We start from the raw sequence: 18,054 nt of genomic DNA on the forward strand, positions 1-18,054 counted from the left end.
ATGTTATTTAACTTTGTCTCTAAAGTCAATGAATTCGCTGTCTTCGTCGAATTTTAGACAAACTTGCCGATTGCCTGCCTTCTAGCGGCTTGAAAGATCCACTCACTTCCTTTAGAATGGGAATTTGTGTGGTTTTTATCAACTCTTCTATGAAAGGAGCAATAGACTTGTCAATCTTACAGGAAACAACAAAAGATGTGAAGACATTAGAACAAGAATTACAGCAGTTGCAGTTCCAAATGTATCGAATGCAAGAAAATATAAAAGATATTTCAAAAAAAGCAAAGATTATTGGCATTGATCAAGCGAAGGAAGATGAATGGATGATCGTCTCTGCAATTGAGAATGCAGATACGTGCAAAATCATGTTAAGCGATTGTGAAAAAGCTTTTCGCGGACAATCTGATTTTTCCTTGATCGCGGAATATCCTGAAGAAGGAAAGATTCACATTGCCGATATTAAAGGCCCGCCTGATAATGGCTATGGATCCATCTGTATGAAGCATTTAAAAGAAATCGCAAGAGAGCAAAACATTCCAGTCATTACTGGGGATCTCGTCAAAAGAGATTGGAACCATGTGGACCGCCTGATTCATTTTTATGAAAAACACCATTTTGATGTCCAAATTAATTGGAAAGAGCAAAGCGGAGAAATTTATTGGGTGGACAGCTAACGACACAAAAACCAGCGTTGAGATAGACTTATACGCTGGTTTTTGTCGAAAATGCGAATTTTTCAGAAAAATATGTGTATTTCCGGCCAAAAAAAGGTATAATAAAAGCATCAGGCCGCCACCTGATGCTTTCTTCCAAAAACAATAGACTACTAGTTAAGTACTTTCACTTTGACTGATTTTACGCCCCAATTTTTAGCTTGGGATTTGCTTGGTACGTGTACATCAATTTTGTTACCTTTAATTGCGCCGCCAGTATCTGCTGCGATGGCTTCACCGTAGCCTTCAACATAAACCTTACTTCCTAATGGAATGACATTAGGATCTACTGCGATTACTTTTGCATTTGGGTTTTTGTTTAAGTTTACCCCTGTTGCAGTGATACCTGAGATGCCACCATCATTTGCTGTATAAGCCGTAGCCGTTACAGTCATTTCTTTTTGAACACTTTGACTAGCAGAAGATGATTCTGCTTTAGCTGTTTCCTTTTTAGGAGCAGCTTTTTTCGTTGTTTGCTCTTTTTGGACAGGTGCCTGTTTTTGAACAGGTTCTGAGCTTACCGGAGCTGAGCTTTGACCAGCAACACTTAATGTTGAACCAATCATAATTATATCTGAGTTTAAGTTATTCCAAGACTTAATATCGCTAATTGACACATTGAATTTTTGAGCGATTTTCCAGAGGCTGTCCCCCTTCTGGACTTTGTACTGCTCCTGAGTTTTCTCTTTTGAAGAGATTGTCAATTTATCTCCTACATAGATCATGTCTGTAGATAAATTGTTCCAACCCTTTAGGTCCTTTAGAGACACATCATTTTTTTGAGAGATTCCCCAAAGTGTATCACCTTTCTGTACAGTGATTTCCTTTGCAGAAGCTTGCTGTGCTCCTAATGCTGTTGTTGAGATTGCTGCAACAGCAACCAAGGACATAATAGTCTTCTTCATAAAGTAAATCCTCCCTTGTTAGCTTTTTATGGCGGCTAACGAGTGCTATCGTAACATATGTAAATGTCATTTCAATAACAAAACGATATGTTTTAGATTACAGTTCCTTTACATGAAACATCTCTCTCCATTGGTAAATCAGCCCACTAAATGGCTCAATTCCGCATCATATCAAGGTTTTGTAGGGATGGAAATCATCATGATGAAAACGCGTCCAAGTGAAACGAAAAAAATTTATTTTCCTTCTTCAAACTCTTTATTTTTTCTCTTTTTCTATAAATAAACGAATTTCTTCTAAAAAAACATCTCCATATTTCTCTCTTTTTTGTGCACCGACACCTTTAATATTTAAAAGTTCTTCTTCTGTTTTAGGCTCTACTGCTGACATTTCCTTCAATGTTTGATCAGAAAAGACAACAAATGGCGGAACGCCCTGCTCTCTTGCCAACTTCATTCTGACCATTCTTAACTGCTCAAATAAAGCATCATTTTCTTGAATAGCCTCTGCCTTTATCGCCTGCTTTTTATAGACGGTCTCCTGCCCCACTAGCACTTTCTTTCCTTTTTGTGTCACTTTTAGTGTTGGAAAAGCTCCTTCAGACATGTGTAAATACTCTTCTGTAATTAAAAACTCAATGAAATCACTGATATGTTGGGCTGAATGCTGTTTCATTAAAGCATAAGTAGGAAGCCGGTCGAAACCAAAATCAAGCACTTTTTTGTTTTTAGAGCCGGCTAATACTTGAGCAATCATCATTTTTCCGAATCGTTCGTTCATTCTAACGGTACACGACAAAACCATTTGTGCTTCTCTCGTGACGTCTTCACGCTCTCTCTCGTCTAGACAGTTGCTGCATTTTTGACAAGGGGCACTTGATGATTGGTCAAAGTAATCCATCACAAATTGCTGAAGGCACTGTTCCGTATGACAGTAGTCTACCATTTGTCTCAACTTGAGCAATTCATGCTGATACCTCAATTCATCTTCTGTTGATTGTTCAATGAGAAAGCGCTGCACGCGTACGCCTTGCGGTGAAAACAGTAAAATGCATTCACTTTCAAGCCCGTCTCTCCCGGCACGTCCTGCTTCTTGGTAGTAACTTTCAATATCTCTTGGAATTTGATGATGAATGACAAAACGTACATTAGACTTATTAATCCCCATACCAAATGCAGATGTAGCTACCATTACTTGAATATCATCATTTAAAAAAAGATTTTGCTGTTCTTCTCTCACTTCATCATCTAATCCTCCGTGATAAACACCCGCTTTGATCTTTTGCTTTTTTAGACGATGATAAATTTGATCTGCTTCTTTTCGTGTGGCTGTATAAATAATGCCTGACTCAAGACTGTTTTTCTTCATATATTGTGTGATGAATTGGTCGCTGTTTTGCCCTTTCACCACTTGAAAAGACAAATTTTCTCTAGCAAAACCAGTAAAGATTGTTTCTTCTTCGTCCATGCCAAGTTGCTCACATATATCCTGTTGGACCTTCTTTGTAGCAGTGGCTGTTAATGCTACAATAACAGGCCTTTTTGAAAGCTTGTTTACACATTCTTGTATAAAGCGATAGCTCGGTCTAAAATCATGTCCCCACTCAGATATACAGTGCGCTTCATCAATAGCCATTAAAGGAATCGTCAATCGATCAAGCAGCTGAAAAAAACGTTCATTTTGTAAGCGTTCAGGGGTGATATAAAGCAAATCATACTCCCCCTGTTCACATTTTTTCAGCCTTGTATTCATTTCACCTGCTGAAAGTGTACTATTTAAAAAGGACGATCGTATTCCCATCTCATTTAACGCATCAACCTGATCTTTCATTAAAGAAATAAGCGGAGATACAACGATTGTCGTTCCTTCCATCATAAGGGCAGGAATCTGGTAGCAAACCGATTTACCTCCGCCTGTCGGCATAATGCAGACCGTATCCTTCCGTTTATTCACAATCGATTCAATGGCTTGTTTTTGTCCTTGTCTAAAAGCATCAAAGCCATAATATTGTTTAAGAAGTGCTTCTGCTTGTTGTAACATCCAATTCCCTCTCCGTCGTTTGTTTTGTCTATTTTAACATACATTTGTACATCCACATTCGGTCTGTTCAAAATCGTATTTTGGACAAAATAAAAAGCCATTTTCCAAAAATGGAAAATGGCTTGAATCATCCTAGGAAAAGCTGCAGATGCCGTAATCTAAGTAAGAAAGTTTTAAACCACCACTCCTCAAAGTGGGTGTTTGCAGAAACGTTCCTGTCTTCCTCTCGAAGGAGGCGTGACATTCCGGCTTCAATATAAAACTCCCTATTACAGCTTAAAGGTTAAAACTTAATTAACATTACGCGCATCGCAGCCTTTAAACTATACTACACGAAAGTTTATTAAATTTCAAGATATGTTTTTTCTAAAAAATACTCATGTATACAAGATTTTTGTCCATGTAGACGTGGGAAAACATTATGTTGAGAAAACATAAATTTCTCTCATCATGTTATTTTTCCTCATCTACATCAACATCTTGCTCTTCTTCTAGCCTTTCATACGTATCTGAATGTAATTGATCCATTGTTTCTCTATTTGTTAAATCACGCATTTGCTCAGAGAACGAACGGTCAAATTCATTTGGATCTTGATTGGTTTCTTCATTTTTCTTTGCATCAATTGAATAACGAGTATAGGGTACTGCTTTCAAACGTTCATATGGAATGTCTTTTCCTGTTTTTTCACAAATTCCATATGTTCCGTCTTCCATCCGCTTAAGCGCCGCTTCTATTTCACCTTCGAGCTGATCATCGACTTGATCCAGCGTCTGTTCGGTCATGCGATCTAAATAGATGCTTCCGTGATCTGCGATATGGTTTCCAACACCATTTGAAATCTCATTCGATTCGACCAGCATGGATTCTTCTTTCTTTTTTGATCCTTTCACATCTTCTTTTAATTGAATAAGTCTTTCATATAAATCAGCTTTTTGCTCTTTCGTTAAGCTCACGGTCAATCACTCCTTTCTCTTTACCTTCCAGCTCCATGTGAAATGAAAACATCAAAAAAGCCGCCGCCTTTGGCAGCGGCTTTCAGGCTGTCGAGAAAATCTCGACAGCTTTATTTTTTCCCTTAAATTTTCCACTACCCCATTTTATAATAGAGAAAAGCATACTAAAGGAAGGTGTTTTTCTCATGTTCCACACTAGAAATTCTTCTCAGCACGAAGCCGAATTTGTATTACTAGATCAACTGGTCGAAGAGGATCACCTGCTTCGTAAAATTGATCAGTACATTGATTTTTCATTTATCGTAGATAAAGTAAGACCGTATTATAGCGAGAATAAAGGTCGTCCTTCTCTTGATCCACTTATTTTGTTCAAAATGATGTTTATCGGATACCTGTACGGTATCCGTTCTGAAAGACAACTTGAAAAAGAAATTTACTATAACATGGCGTATAGATGGTTTTTAGGTTTGAACATCAATGACCCCGTTCCTCATCACTCGACCATTAGCTGGAATCGTCGTACTCGATTCAAAGATACAACGATTTTTCAAGACATTTTCGACGAGATTGTGCTTCAAGCTATCAATCATGATATGGTAGGAGGCCGCGTTCTTTTTACTGATTCAACTTATCTTAAAGCCAATGCCAATAAACATAAATATATGAGAAAAACGATTGAACAAGATACCCAGAACTATATAAATGATTTAGAAGAAGCGATCCAAGAAGATCGGGTGGCACACGGAAAAAAGCCCTTAAAGGTAAAAGAGGAGGTGAAAACGGAAAAAGACATTCGTCAAAGTACGACTGATCCTGAAAGTGGCTATCTTTATCGTGAAAACAAACCGGAAGGCTTTTTCTACCTAGACCACCGTACAACGGATATGAAGTACAATATCATCACGGATGCCCACATCACGCCCGGTAATGTCCATGATTCTGTTCCGTATCTTGATCGGTTGGATCACCAAATCGCACGATTTGGTTTTCAAGTAGAAGCTGTTGCCCTTGATTCTGGTTATTTGACGACCCCAATCTGTAAAGGTTTATCTGATCGCCGTATTTTTGGTGTCATCGCACATAGACGTTTTCATCCAACAAGAGGACTATTCGAGAAGTGGAAATTCAAGTATGACTCTGAACACGATCAATACATATGCCCGAATGGTGAAAAGCTTTTATATACCACGACTGATCGAAAAGGTTATAGGTTCTACAAATCAGATCCTAAAAAATGCACATCGTGTCCTTTCCTTGAAAACTGCACAAGATCTAAAAATCATCAAAAAGTCATCTCAAGACATGTGTGGGAGGAACATAAAGAAAAGATCAGGCAAAATCGTCTGTCTGCCGCTGGAAAAGAGCTATATAAAAAAAGAAAAGAAAAAATAGAGCGAAGCTTTGCAGATTCAAAACAACTGCATGGGCTTCGCTACTGCCGGTTGAGGGGAAAACAAAATGTGAGTGAGCAAGTTCTTCTCACAGCTGCCTGTCAGAACATGAAGAAGATTGCCACACATCTAGCGAAGCTAGGTTAGGTGTGTGGGAGGCCTTTTTCATTCAATCTCATCCATCATCATTACGATGAAAATAAAAAAGATTGTAGAAAAACATGAGTTTCTCTACAATCTGAAAGCCGCCGCCTTTGGCAGCGGCTTTCTTCATTTAAAGATTACGAAGTGCTTCTTCTACTGGTATATCACCTTTGATTAAGTCAAAGGCTTTATTTTTCACATTGGATTCCGTTAAGCTTTCCACTAAGACAGTGGCTACATCTTCTCTTGAAATCTCAATGTCACGATCTTCTGGAATATGAGCAGCCGCTTCTATTTTCCCTGTCTTCTCCTCATGCAGCAGTGCTCCTGGCCGCACAATGGTGTAAGAAAGACCAGACTGTTTTAAATGTTCATCGGCTTTTCTTTTCGCTTCATAATAAAGCTCCATACTGCCTTGTCCTTTTCCTTGATGAGGATCATCGGCATTATAAGAACTCAGCATCACAAAATGCTGAATATTTTCTTTTTTGGCTGTATCAACGAGGCGTTTTGCTCCCTCTTGATCAACAGCGATGGTTTTATCTGCACCTGTTTTTGAGCCTGAACCAGCTGCAAAGATGACAGCTTCTGCTTGCTTCACAGCATCTGTCACATCCTTTTCAAGATCACCGATGACAGGCGCTGCACCAAGTTCTTTTAGCGCATCTGCTTGTTTTTCATCTCGAATGAGAGCAAGCGGCTCATGTCCTTTTTCTTTTAAATATCGAATGACAAGTCTCCCTGTATGTCCGTTTGCTCCAGCAACTAATACTTTCATTGTTCATTCTCCTTTCTGTATCTGTTTCATCTTTATCCTTTTTTGATGTGATTCAAACACACGAATAGAAAAAAGCCTTCCCCACTGTGATGGGAAAAGCTCAAGGGATATGCGATAGATAAAAATAAGAACAAAGAATGAGAAAAGTGCATGTGATCTATGTAATCGCATCGTTGATCAGCAAAGATGTTTGGTTAAAATGGCCTGCACGTCACTCAAATCGGTATCTTTAGAAAAATCGAGTTCAAATACTTTTGAGCTTGTAACAAGCAGCATACCAGTGTCCTGATCAAACACGCCAGCTTCTTGAATGGCAAAACTTTCAATTGATCGATACGGCAAGGAGACCCTGACTTTCTTTTTAGAAAATACGCGGTTATCGCCAAAGATCAGTCGTTTATTGGTGAAACAAATTTGGTCGTGACGCAGTCTGTAAACAGCCTCAATTCTTTCTCCTTCAATTAATAAGGATTCGAATTTTTTATGATCATTTTGTTTACTGACAGAAAAAATACCCACGTAAACCCCCTCTTCCTGCATCAAATTCCTTTATGACAAAACGGCCACACGGCTCTGTGGGTACGTTTTATTCTCACTTATAGAATACGCTATAAATCGTCGTTATTCCATTACGAATAGATTAAATTTCATTTAACTTTTTCTTTTTGATCCGATGCTCTTTCCTCTACTTATTTAGACTGTTAAAGCAGGAAAAAAGTTTCAGTTTTTTTCAAGAAATCATTCGTTATGAGACCATAAAAAAACAGTGATTATGTAAAATCACTGTTTTAAATGACTATTCATCTTTCGGGGTATCAATCGTTCCTTCGGCATACACATCAGAAATTTGCTCAAGTGTCATCGCCATATCAGCATCTTCATTGTCATGCCAAGCATTTTGATGTTTCTGCTCTTCTTGCTGCTTTTTCATCATCATCACCCTTTACTGTTTTTCTTAGTATGAGTGATGACCATCAAAATCATTCAGCAGAATTGTCTTCGAAATACTCTTTGTAATACCCGCCTACTTTACCCGTATTATCAACGACAAAGAGAAATTCCTCTGTTTCATTTTTCACATCATATGTGTGCCCAACCGTTAATGCCCGGTCAACCATATATTTTTTCGCATTTGTATGTACACATTTTACTTGTTTTACCGTTTCAGCCGTTTGCCAGTTTTGATGGATCATGATTTAAAAACTCCTTTTTTCATCTATACATTTATTGTAGCCAATTTTTCGTGAAATGCAATGAGTGTTATCGATTGCTTTCAAAGATGTCGTGTAATATGATAAATGTATACGTTTACATGTGTGTGCGTATACAAATGGCTTCATGTCCACTTTTTCCACCTAGAACTCGCAGAACAACCCATATCTTTAAGGAGGTTTGTTTATTTATGAGCTCTACAACACTTCAAATCAGTTCAAAACTCGAATCTTTTCTCCAAGGGACGAAAAAACTCTACATTAACGGTCAGTTTGTCACAAGTCATGATAACAAAACATTCTCTACACCTAACCCTGCCACAGGAGAAACCCTTATTGATGTATATGAAGCAGGTGCAGCCGACATTGATGAGGCAGTAAAAGCTGCTAAAAAGGCGTTCCATGGACCTTGGCGTTCTATGTCTGCAGCCGAACGTGCCCGCTTGATGTTTAAGCTGGCAGATTTAATGGAAGAACACCAAGAAGAACTGGCTCAGCTGGAAACACTTGATAATGGAAAACCAATTAATGAAACAACCAATGCGGATATCCCTCTTGCCATTGAGCACATGCGCTATTATGCAGGGTGGACCACAAAAATGACTGGACAAACCCTTCCTGTCAGCCAGGGATATTTTAATTATACCCGCCATGAGCCTGTGGGCGTTGTGGGACAAATCATTCCTTGGAACTTCCCGCTGCTCATGGCCATGTGGAAAATGGGTGCTGCACTAGCAACAGGCTGCACCATCGTTTTAAAGCCAGCTGAACAAACGCCACTATCTGCTTTATATTTAGCTGAATTAGTGGATAAAGCCGGATTCCCAGAAGGCGTGATTAACATCGTTCCTGGATTCGGTGAAACAGCCGGTGAAGCATTAACCGATCACCCTGATGTCAATAAGCTGGCTTTCACTGGATCAACAAGTGTTGGGAAATTGATCATGGAGAAAGCAGCCAAATCCATCAAGCGTGTTACTTTAGAGCTTGGCGGAAAATCGCCGAATATTATTTTACCAGATGCCGATTTAAAGAAAGCCATTCCAGGTGCATTAAACGGCGTGATGTTTAACCAAGGCCAAGTGTGCTGTGCAGGATCAAGGGTCTTTGTGCACCGGAGCCAATATGATGAAGTCGTCGATCAAATGGCTAAATATGCGACATCATTAAAACAAGGAGCTGGTCTTCATCATGATACCCAGATTGGGCCTCTAGTGAGTAAAGAGCAGCATGAACGTGTGTTAGGTTATATCGAAAAAGGGAAGTCAGAAGGTGCAACAGCCGTAGTCGGTGGTGACTGCCCTTATGAAGCAGGCTATTTCGTCTCCCCTACTGTCTTTAGAGATGTAGAAGATGAAATGACAATCGCAAAAGAAGAGATCTTCGGTCCAGTTCTATCTGCGATTCCTTACGATTCCATTGATGAAGTGGTCGAACGGGCCAATCAATCTGACTATGGGTTAGCGGCAGGACTGTGGACAGAAAACTTAAAGCATGCTCACGATATCGCTGCACGCCTAGAAGCAGGAACCATTTGGGTCAACTGCTATAATGTCTTTGATGCCGCCTCCCCGTTTGGCGGATATAAACAGTCAGGCCTTGGCAGAGAAATGGGATCATATGCCCTTAACAACTATACAGAAGTCAAAAGCGTGTGGATTAATCTGCAAGACTAATCACGCTAAAGCCGGTGACGATGTCATCGGCTTAATTTGTTGACAAAGGGATAAAATGAACTTTATTTTAGCCCTTTGTCTTCTTTTCAGCGTGATAGAAAACCTTTGCAGCCCTAGGAAGGACGAGTACTGGCGCGGAGCGAATTTGACATTCGTGAGCACCAGCACGCAGGACTGCGGGCGCATGCGAGGGTTTGTCTACACGCTGAGCCGGTGACGATGTCATCGGCTTTTTTGTGCTGGCATGTGACAGGCCGACTCCTGAATATAGTGATAAAGGAAAGGAGCATGGCCGAATGCAAGATTTTAAAACGAGAGTCAACGAATATATCGATGAACTGCACATGCAGGTAGAACGCAGACAAAGAGAAGATGGCGCATTTATTTTCTGCTTTGAAGGACCTATGATGACAAATGCTTTTTTCATTATGCTGTTAAAAGCCGTTGGTGACCCTGATCAGCAATTGATCCATCAATTGGCCGAAGCAATACATGCCAAACAAAATGAAGATGGTTCCTTTTCTTTGTATCATGACCAGTCGGGACATCTCACAGCTACAGTACAAGGTTATTGCGGCATGCTCGCATCTGGCAGATTTCAAAAAGACGAGCCCCATATGGAAAAAGCAGCACAATATATTCGCTCAAAAGGTGGACTAAAGAGCGTTCATTTTATGACAAAATGGATGCTTGCCGTAAATGGCATGCACCCTTGGCCCTACTTCTATGCACCTCTTTCCCTTTTACTCATCCCTACGGCTTTTCCACTGCACTTCTACCACCTTAGTGCCTATGCAAGGATTCATTTTGTACCCATGATGATCGCACTGAACAAACGGTACACCTCTCATGCTACGTTTCCATCATTAGCCCATCTTGATGAAAACATGTCTAAAAATCCATTTGACTGGTTTATGGCAAGAGAAGAACGTTCGACTGATCACTTCCTCATGTATATGCGGTCATATACAGCCCTCGACAGCCGGCTCGACTTTTTCGGATATGAAGCGGCAAAGCGATACATGTTTGACCGTCTTGAAAAAGATGGGACGCTGTATAGTTACTTAAGTGCAACCATCTTTATGGTCTATGCCCTCATGAGCCTTGGGTACTCCCCTGGACATCATCTCATCCAAAAAGCAGTCAGAGGGATGAAAAGGCTCGTCACCTCCTGTCAAGGCAAGTTATATGCTGAGAATTCCACCTCGACTGTGTGGGATACAGCGCTTGTCAGTTACGCTTCTCAAAGAGCAGGAAGAAAACGAGAAGATCCCATGATCATGAATTCCTTCACCTATTTGCTGGACCGGCAGCAAATGAAGAAAGCGGATTGGGCAGTTCATAACCGTCATGCTGCTCCCGGGGGCTTTGGTTTCTCACATATCAATACGAATAATCCTGATTGTGATGACACGCAAATTGTGTTAAAAGCGATCCCAAAAGAATACGATCCACTTCAGTGGAAACGAGGATATGACTGGCTTCTCTCCATGCAAAACCGTGATGGCGGCTTTTCTGCTTTTGAAAAAAATCAAGATCACTTTCTACTTCGTCACCTTCCGCTTGAATCTGCGGAGGATGCAGCGATTGATCCGTCAACTCCTGATATTACTGGTCGTGTGCTCCATTTGATTGGTTTAGAAGAAAAAGATACTGCTTCACCCTCGATTCTCAGGCAAAAAGATCGATGTGTAAAATGGCTCATTGACCACCAAGAGAAAAACGGATCATGGTTTGGCAGATGGGGTGTTTGTTATATTTATGGAACTTGGGCAGCGTTAACAGGACTGAAAGCGGCCGGTGTTCCCTCCTCACACCCTGCTGTGCAAAAAGCGTACCGTTTTCTAAAGCAGATTCAGCTTGAAGATGGCAGTTTCGGAGAATCGTGTAAAAGTGCAGAACTGAAAACCTATGTCCCGCTTCCCTTTGGCACAGTGGTTCAAACCGCATGGGCGACAGAGGCGCTCCTCCAATATGAGAAAGCAAATAACGCAGCCATTTTGAAAGCTGTCTCCTTTTTAGTGAACCATCACCATACTGAAGAAGCCATGTACTATCCAGTCGGCATTGGACTGCCAAAACAATTTTACATCACCTATCATAGCTACCCATTTGTGTTTCCGATGATGGCTTGTTCTACATTTTTAGACGAAATGAGGCGTATACATGAATAAAGAAGAATATCGCTCACAGCTCAAAGAGTGGCTTAGCACGATTCAACATGTGTGGCAAGATGATAAAATTCATCGAAAAGTGGAAAATTTACGACTCAAAATGGAGGATGACCGTTCGAGTGAGCAAGAATGGTACGAACTAGCCGAAAGGATTGCAGAAGACATGCAGCCACACGAAGAAGTGCGCGATGTAGCAGCTGGAAATCATCAGTTACCACCACTGCCTTATCGGTATGACGCGCTCGAACCTTATATTTCAAAAGAAATTATGTACTTGCACCATCAAAAGCATCATCAAACTTATGTTAATGGTCTAAATCAAGCTGAACTTGCGCTAAAAAAAGCAAGAAGAACCAATGACTTTACGATGATCAAGCATTGGGAACGTGAACTTGCCTTTCATGGGGCAGGACATTATTTACATTGTATCTTTTGGTTTTCAATGAGTCCTTCAGGAAAAAGAAAACCTACTGGTCAAATGCTTCGTCTCATTGATCAATCATTTGGCAGCTATGAGGCGTTCAAGTCACATTTTTCAGCTGCTGCCAAACAAGTAGAAGGTGTCGGATGGGCGATCCTTGTATGGTCCCCGAGATCTCAGCGTTTAGACATTTTACAAGCAGAGCGCCATCAGTTCCTCTCGCAATGGGACATCATCCCCCTTCTTGCTCTTGATGTGTGGGAGCATGCCTATTACCTCCAATATCGAAATGAGAAGGCGCAATATGTAGACCAGTGGTGGAATGTCGTTGACTGGCGTGAGCCAGAAGCAAGACTAAAACAGGCTCAACAAGTGAAATGGACACCTTTTTGATCGCATACTCCACATAGTTCATATACTATGTGGTTTTTTATTAGTTTACATAATAATATTATGAGCACCAGATGCAAAATCATAGGTTGTTTTTTCAGAAAATTCATTTAAAATAGAAAAGATATGAAAAGAAAGAGAGTTGAAAGATAGTATGAACACCCTTTTACACATTAGTCACTTTGCGGGAAGAACATTTGCTATATGGGTCATTGTCTTTGCTTGTCTAGGTTTTACTTTTCCTGCGGCATTTTCTTTGATTGGACCTTATATCCCTTTTTTACTTGGCATTATTATGTTTGGCATGGGGCTGACGCTGTCTTCTGAAGATTTTAAAGAGCTTTTTAGAAAGCCTCTTTATGTATTGATCGGGGTTTTAGCGCAGTATACATTAATGCCACTCATTGCATTTTTATTGGCCTATGGGTTACATTTGCCTTCTGAAATCGCTGTTGGTGTCATTCTCGTCGGCTGCTGTCCAGGCGGGACTGCATCCAATGTAATGACCTTTTTGGCGAAAGGAAATACGGCCTTATCCGTTGCCGTGACAACGATCTCGACACTACTTGCTCCCATTTTGACCCCTGTTTTTATTTATATTTTTGCAAAATCTTGGTTATCTGTATCACCGGGTGCTTTGTTTTTGTCGATTGTCCAAGTTGTCTTAATTCCGATTATTTTAGGGGTCATCGTCAAATTGTTTTTTAAAAAACAAGTGACGTATGCTGTACAAGCACTCCCGCTTGTATCTGTTACTGGCATTGTCGCCATCATTGCAGCTGTTGTCAGCGCAAATAAAGAACAGATTCTGCAATCTGGACTGCTTATTTTTGCCGTTGTTGTTTTACATAATGCTCTTGGTCTATTATTGGGTTACCTCATTGCAAAATGGTGTAAAATGGACATTCCTTCTCAACGAGCAATTTCAATAGAAGTAGGGATGCAAAATTCTGGACTTGGCGCAGCCCTTGCAACCGCACATTTTTCTCCACTTGCCGCCGTTCCCAGTGCCATTTTTAGCGTATGGCATAATTTATCTGGCTCTTGGCTGGCAACATTTTGGTCAAAAAGAGGCTACCCAGAAAATAAAGACCAAAAAAGCTAGTACCCTCATCGGTACTAGCTTTTTCTTTCGATTATCCTTCAAGCAATAGCTGTTCAGGATCTTCAAGTAGATTTTTAATCGTGACAAGGAACCCAACAGCTTCTTTACCATCGACAATACGGTGGTCGTATGAAAGAGCTAAATACATCATTGGACGGTTTTCAAAGCGTTCTTCATCAATTGCAACAGGACGAAGCTGAATTTTATGCATACCTAAAATTCCAACTTGAGGACTGTTTAAAATTGGTGTTGAAAGCAGAGAACCAAATGTTCCTCCGTTTGTGATCGTGAATGATCCACCTTGTAATTCATTGAGCGATAATTTGTTATCTCTTGCTTTTTTCGCAAGATGACCGATTTCTTTTTCAATTCCAGCAAACGATAGTCTGTCTGCATCACGGACAACTGGTACCACAAGCCCTTCATTGGCGGCTACAGCAATACCGATGTCATAGAATTTTTTAATGACAAGCTCATCACCTTGAATTTCTGCGTTGAGAAGTGGATATTTTTTAAGTGCTGCTACCACTGCTTTTGTGAAGAAGGACATGAAGCCCAGTTTCACATCGTTTTGTTCAAGGAAGGCATCTTTGCGACGCTTTCTTAGATCCATGACAGCTGTCATATCGACTTCATTAAATGTTGTCAGCATCGCTGCCGTTTGTTGAACTTCAACTAAACGTTTTGCAATGGTTTGTCTGCGGCGTGACATTTTTTCACGCTCAACTGGTTTCCCTGCTTGATCATTTTGCACCGCAGCATTTGCTTTTGGCGCGGCTTTCGGTGCACTTGCAGGAGCTTCATTCTTTTGGTAAGAAGCTACATCCTGCTTTCGTACCCTGCCCAGCGGATCTGCGGTTGGAATCTCAGATAAGTCTAACCCCTTCTCTCTTGCTAGTTTTCTAGCTGCTGGAGAAGCGATCGTTCTGCCATTACCAGATTTCGGCTCTTCTTTTGCTGCCTCTTCTTTTTGTTCAGCTGCTGGTTCTTCTTTCGAAGCTGGTGCAGAATCTTGCTCAGGTGCTGGAGCTGCGGACTCGCTTCCGCCAGCTTCACCTGCTGCAATCGTTCCGATGACTTCTCCAACTTGGACAGTGTCACCAGAATCTTTCAGTACTTCTTTTAGAACACCAGATTCTTCAGCTGTCAATTCGACATTGACTTTATCTGTTTCAAGTTCTAACAGGTATTCCCCCTGCTCAACATAATCGCCCGGCTGTTTTAGCCACTGAGCAATTGTTCCTTCCGAGATTGATTCCGCTAGTTCAGGTACTTTAATTTCCGCCATTTTTCATTTCCCCCTTAGTTTTTGCGAGTCAAGCTATCAGATACAATTCGTTCTTGTTCTTTTTTATGAACAGTTGGATCACCCTCAGCCGTACTTGAACGTCTTCTGCGGCCGATGTAACGTACTTTTACTTTTTCAGATGCAATTTCACGTAAATATGGCTCAATATATCCCCAAGCGCCCATATTTTGCGGTTCTTCTTGCACCCATACGATTTCTTCTAAGTTCGTCAGTTTTGATAAAATGGCTTTAATATCTTTGGCCGGGAATGGATATAATTGTTCCACTCTCGCAATATGAAGCCAATCTTTTGAGTCTTCCATTTGAGTAAAACGATCACTAATATCGATCGATACCTTCCCGCTCGATAGCACAAGGCGTGTTACTTTTTCATGATCATGCACAAGGCCCGGCTGTTCAAGAACTGGACGGAACTGTCCATCTGTTAGTTCTTGGACTTCGGATAATGTGTTCGGGTTACGAAGCAGACTCTTCGGTGTCATGATGACAAGAGGACGAATCTCTTCACGAAGTAGCATTTTCGCCTGTCTTCTAAGAATATGGAAGTATTGAGCTGCACTTGTCAGGTTCGCAACTGTCCAGTTATTCTCAGCAGCTGATTGCAAGAAGCGTTCTGTTCTTCCACTAGAATGTTCTGGACCTTGTCCTTCATATCCATGTGGCAAGAGCATCACAAGCCCTGACTTTTGTCCCCACTTGGCACGGCCTGCTGAAATAAATTGATCAAAATACACTTGAGCCGCATTTGCGAAGTCTCCAAATTGAGCTTCCCAAATTACTAATGTTTCAGGAGAATAGACATTATAACCATATTCAAACCCGATGACAGAGCCTTCTGACAGTGGACTATTATGGACTGTAAATGATGCATTTGCATCACTCAGTTCATGAAGAGCAATGAATTCATCTCCCGTTTGACTGTCGTGAAGAACAAGGTTTCTTTGAGCAAATGTGCCTCGCTCAGAATCCTGTCCGGTCATTCGAATCGGCGTACCGTCTTTTAATATAGATGCAAATGCCAGTGCTTCACCAAGTGACCATTCCACTTTGCGATCATCTGTAAACACTTTTGCACGTTTTTCAAGGATCCGCTTTAGCTTACCGAATACTTGGAAGTCTTTCGGCCAGCTAATTAATTCTTCATTCAGCTTTCTTAATACATCAAACTCTACAGATGTATCAACTGCAGGGAAGCCGTTAGATACAGGCTCTGGCAGTTCGATTTCTTGAATTGTATGTTCTTTCTTTGAAGGTACTTTTTTATAAGCTTCTTCAATTTTTGCCGTGACAGCCTGCTCAATTTCTTCTCTTTGTTCTTTTGACAGAAGGCCCTCAGTGACAAGCTTATCTGCGAAGATATTCTTGACTGTTTTGTGCTTTCTGACCGCATCATACAGCATTGGCTGAGTAGTAGATGGCTCATCCATTTCGTTATGGCCATATCTGCGGTAGCCAATCAAGTCAATTAAGAAATCCTTTTTAAACCGTTTACGGTATTCTACCGCCAGCTGAACAGCTGCTAAACAAGCTTCTGGATCGTCTGCATTGACGTGAACAATTGGAATCTCGAAACCTTTTGCAAGGTCACTAGCGTATTTTGTTGAACGAGATTCATTGCTTTCTGTGGTAAATCCAATCATATTGTTGGCAATGATATGGATCGTTCCTCCCACTTGATAGCCGACTAATTGACTTAAATTTAATGTTTCTGCGACAATTCCTTCACCAGGAAATGCAGCATCCCCATGAATTAAGATGGCTAACGCTTTTTCAACGTCTTGAACTGGATAGCCTTTTTGAGTACGCGATTCTTGAGCTGCACGAGTGCTTCCTTCAATAATCGGGTCAATAAATTCCAAGTGACTTGGGTTATTGGCAAGTGTGACTCTTGCACTCTTTGTATCTTCATCTTTGATTTGGCGGTCAGCACCGAGATGATATTTTACATCCCCTGTCCATCCGTAGCTGATGCCGATAGAGCCTTCTGATGGTACAAGCTCTTTATTAGGCGCATGCTGGAATTCTGAGAAAATGATCTCATATGGCTTTCCTAACACATGTGCTAATACATTTAAACGGCCTCTATGTGCCATTCCAATGTTAATATTTGAAGTCCCTTGTGTAACAGACTCGGATATAATTTCATCAAGTACTGGAACAAGTGCGTCTAATCCTTCAATAGAAAAACGCTTTTGTCCAACAAATGTTTTATGAAGGAACTGCTCAAATTGCTCGACTTCTGTTAATCTTTTGAATACAGAAACTAGTTTATCTGCTGGTTTTTTCTTAAATAATTCACCAGACTCAATAGATTTAGAGAGCCAGTTGCGCTCTTCGAAGTCATGTACGTGATCAAACTCAAATGAAATGGTACGCTTATACGTATTTCTCAAATGGTTAATGGCTTCTATGCCGTTTGAAATGTGTTTAGGTGCATCTGGACTAATAATTGATATTGGAATATTCTTAACGTCTTCTTCAGTTAAACCGTATTCCTTTAATGGAAACAGCTCTTGTAATTCCTTTTCTTTGCGAAGAGGATTGACGGAAGCATTTAAATGGCCATACGTTCTGATGTCTTCTGCCAGTTTAACGACTGATGCTATCTTTTGGATTTGTTCAGAAGTAACTACGCTATTTTCTTTTTTCCCAATTTCCTCCTTCATTTCACTCGGTGGTGCACCAAGTTCATCAAATATGCCTCTTATGTCTTCATCAACACTAGTAGGATCCTGGACATATTGATCGTAGAGCTCGAGCACGTAGCCGAGGTTCGGACCATGAAATTCTTCCCAACTCAACGGTTGTTTCACATCATTTTGAAACATTTTGAACACTACCCCCA

General features: G+C 40.7%; 15 protein-coding genes and 1 other RNA gene. 6 read left to right on the top strand and 10 right to left on the bottom strand.

All coding sequences use genetic code 11. The features are described 5' to 3' along the window. Window positions 1-167: 167 nt before the first annotated feature. Complete coding sequence (locus tag M2353_RS09815; protein WP_008346514.1) at window positions 168-674, top strand: GNAT family protein; 507 nt, start codon at window positions 168-170, stop codon at window positions 672-674. Between the two features lie 152 nt (window positions 675-826). On the opposite strand, the gene M2353_RS09820 is transcribed toward M2353_RS09815, so the two are convergent. The 4 genes from M2353_RS09820 to M2353_RS09835 form a co-directional block, all read right to left on the bottom strand. Beyond that, window positions 827-1,618 carry a LysM peptidoglycan-binding and 3D domain-containing protein gene (locus M2353_RS09820; RefSeq protein ID WP_007500712.1) on the bottom strand — a complete coding sequence of 264 codons (792 nt, stop codon included), beginning with the start codon at window positions 1,616-1,618 and terminating at the stop codon, window positions 827-829. A 256-nt stretch (window positions 1,619-1,874) separates the two neighbouring features. Further along, window positions 1,875-3,656: a DNA helicase RecQ gene (recQ, locus tag M2353_RS09825; protein ID WP_024718583.1), complete on the bottom strand. Its 1,782-nt coding sequence runs from the start codon at window positions 3,654-3,656 to the stop codon at window positions 1,875-1,877. A gap of 135 nt (window positions 3,657-3,791) precedes the next feature. Continuing rightward, a non-coding RNA gene (gene ssrS, locus M2353_RS09830) (6S RNA) lies at window positions 3,792-3,977 on the bottom strand. A gap of 132 nt (window positions 3,978-4,109) precedes the next feature. Further along, the gene (locus M2353_RS09835) at window positions 4,110-4,610 is read right to left on the bottom strand and encodes a TraR/DksA family transcriptional regulator (RefSeq protein ID WP_217967063.1); all 501 of its coding nucleotides are present in this window, start codon (window positions 4,608-4,610) and stop codon (window positions 4,110-4,112) included. Window positions 4,611-4,795: 185 nt separating this feature from the next. Here M2353_RS09835 and M2353_RS09840 point away from each other — a divergent pair, with 185 nt between their 5' ends. Beyond that, window positions 4,796-6,148: an IS1182 family transposase gene (locus tag M2353_RS09840; protein ID WP_284725121.1), complete on the top strand. Its 1,353-nt coding sequence runs from the start codon at window positions 4,796-4,798 to the stop codon at window positions 6,146-6,148. 127 nt (window positions 6,149-6,275) lie between these two features. On the opposite strand, the gene M2353_RS09845 is transcribed toward M2353_RS09840, so the two are convergent. From M2353_RS09845 to M2353_RS09860, 4 genes are all read right to left on the bottom strand, one after another. Continuing rightward, window positions 6,276-6,923 carry an SDR family oxidoreductase gene (locus M2353_RS09845; protein WP_284725362.1) on the bottom strand — a complete coding sequence of 216 codons (648 nt, stop codon included), beginning with the start codon at window positions 6,921-6,923 and terminating at the stop codon, window positions 6,276-6,278. A 177-nt stretch (window positions 6,924-7,100) separates the two neighbouring features. Continuing rightward, window positions 7,101-7,442: a PH domain-containing protein gene (locus M2353_RS09850; RefSeq protein ID WP_008346505.1), complete on the bottom strand. Its 342-nt coding sequence runs from the start codon at window positions 7,440-7,442 to the stop codon at window positions 7,101-7,103. Between the two features lie 277 nt (window positions 7,443-7,719). Then, a complete protein-coding gene (locus M2353_RS09855; protein WP_284725363.1) occupies window positions 7,720-7,854 on the bottom strand; it encodes a DUF4025 domain-containing protein in 135 nt (44 codons plus the stop codon). A 49-nt stretch (window positions 7,855-7,903) separates the two neighbouring features. Beyond that, window positions 7,904-8,116, bottom strand: coding sequence for a DUF6501 family protein (locus tag M2353_RS09860; protein ID WP_017367443.1), 213 nt, complete (start codon window positions 8,114-8,116; stop codon window positions 7,904-7,906). Window positions 8,117-8,325: 209 nt separating this feature from the next. Between M2353_RS09860 and M2353_RS09865 the strand changes: the two genes are divergently transcribed. From M2353_RS09865 to M2353_RS09880, 4 genes are all read left to right on the top strand, one after another. Then, a complete protein-coding gene (locus M2353_RS09865) occupies window positions 8,326-9,810 on the top strand; it encodes an aldehyde dehydrogenase family protein (protein WP_017359492.1) in 1,485 nt (494 codons plus the stop codon). A 296-nt stretch (window positions 9,811-10,106) separates the two neighbouring features. Beyond that, window positions 10,107-11,984 carry a terpene cyclase/mutase family protein gene (locus tag M2353_RS09870; RefSeq protein ID WP_284725364.1) on the top strand — a complete coding sequence of 626 codons (1,878 nt, stop codon included), beginning with the start codon at window positions 10,107-10,109 and terminating at the stop codon, window positions 11,982-11,984. Further along, the gene (locus M2353_RS09875) at window positions 11,977-12,798 is read left to right on the top strand and encodes a superoxide dismutase (RefSeq protein ID WP_284725365.1); all 822 of its coding nucleotides are present in this window, start codon (window positions 11,977-11,979) and stop codon (window positions 12,796-12,798) included. The genes M2353_RS09870 and M2353_RS09875 overlap by 8 nt, the downstream gene beginning before the upstream one ends. Window positions 12,799-12,949: 151 nt before the next feature. After that, window positions 12,950-13,900, top strand: coding sequence for a bile acid:sodium symporter family protein (locus M2353_RS09880; protein WP_159159725.1), 951 nt, complete (start codon window positions 12,950-12,952; stop codon window positions 13,898-13,900). Between the two features lie 31 nt (window positions 13,901-13,931). Here M2353_RS09880 and odhB read toward each other — a convergent pair whose 3' ends face one another. Both odhB and sucA read right to left on the bottom strand, forming a co-directional pair. Further along, window positions 13,932-15,188 carry a 2-oxoglutarate dehydrogenase complex dihydrolipoyllysine-residue succinyltransferase gene (odhB, locus tag M2353_RS09885; RefSeq protein ID WP_007500721.1) on the bottom strand — a complete coding sequence of 419 codons (1,257 nt, stop codon included), beginning with the start codon at window positions 15,186-15,188 and terminating at the stop codon, window positions 13,932-13,934. Window positions 15,189-15,202: 14 nt separating this feature from the next. After that, entirely contained in the window at window positions 15,203-18,037 is a 2,835-nt protein-coding gene (gene sucA, locus M2353_RS09890; RefSeq protein WP_017359494.1) for a 2-oxoglutarate dehydrogenase E1 component, read from the bottom strand. Window positions 18,038-18,054 lie beyond the last annotated feature (17 nt).

Origin of the sequence: Bacillus aerius (genome assembly GCF_029894105.1) — a bacterium.
Taxonomy (GTDB): domain Bacteria; phylum Bacillota; class Bacilli; order Bacillales; family Bacillaceae; genus Bacillus; species Bacillus altitudinis.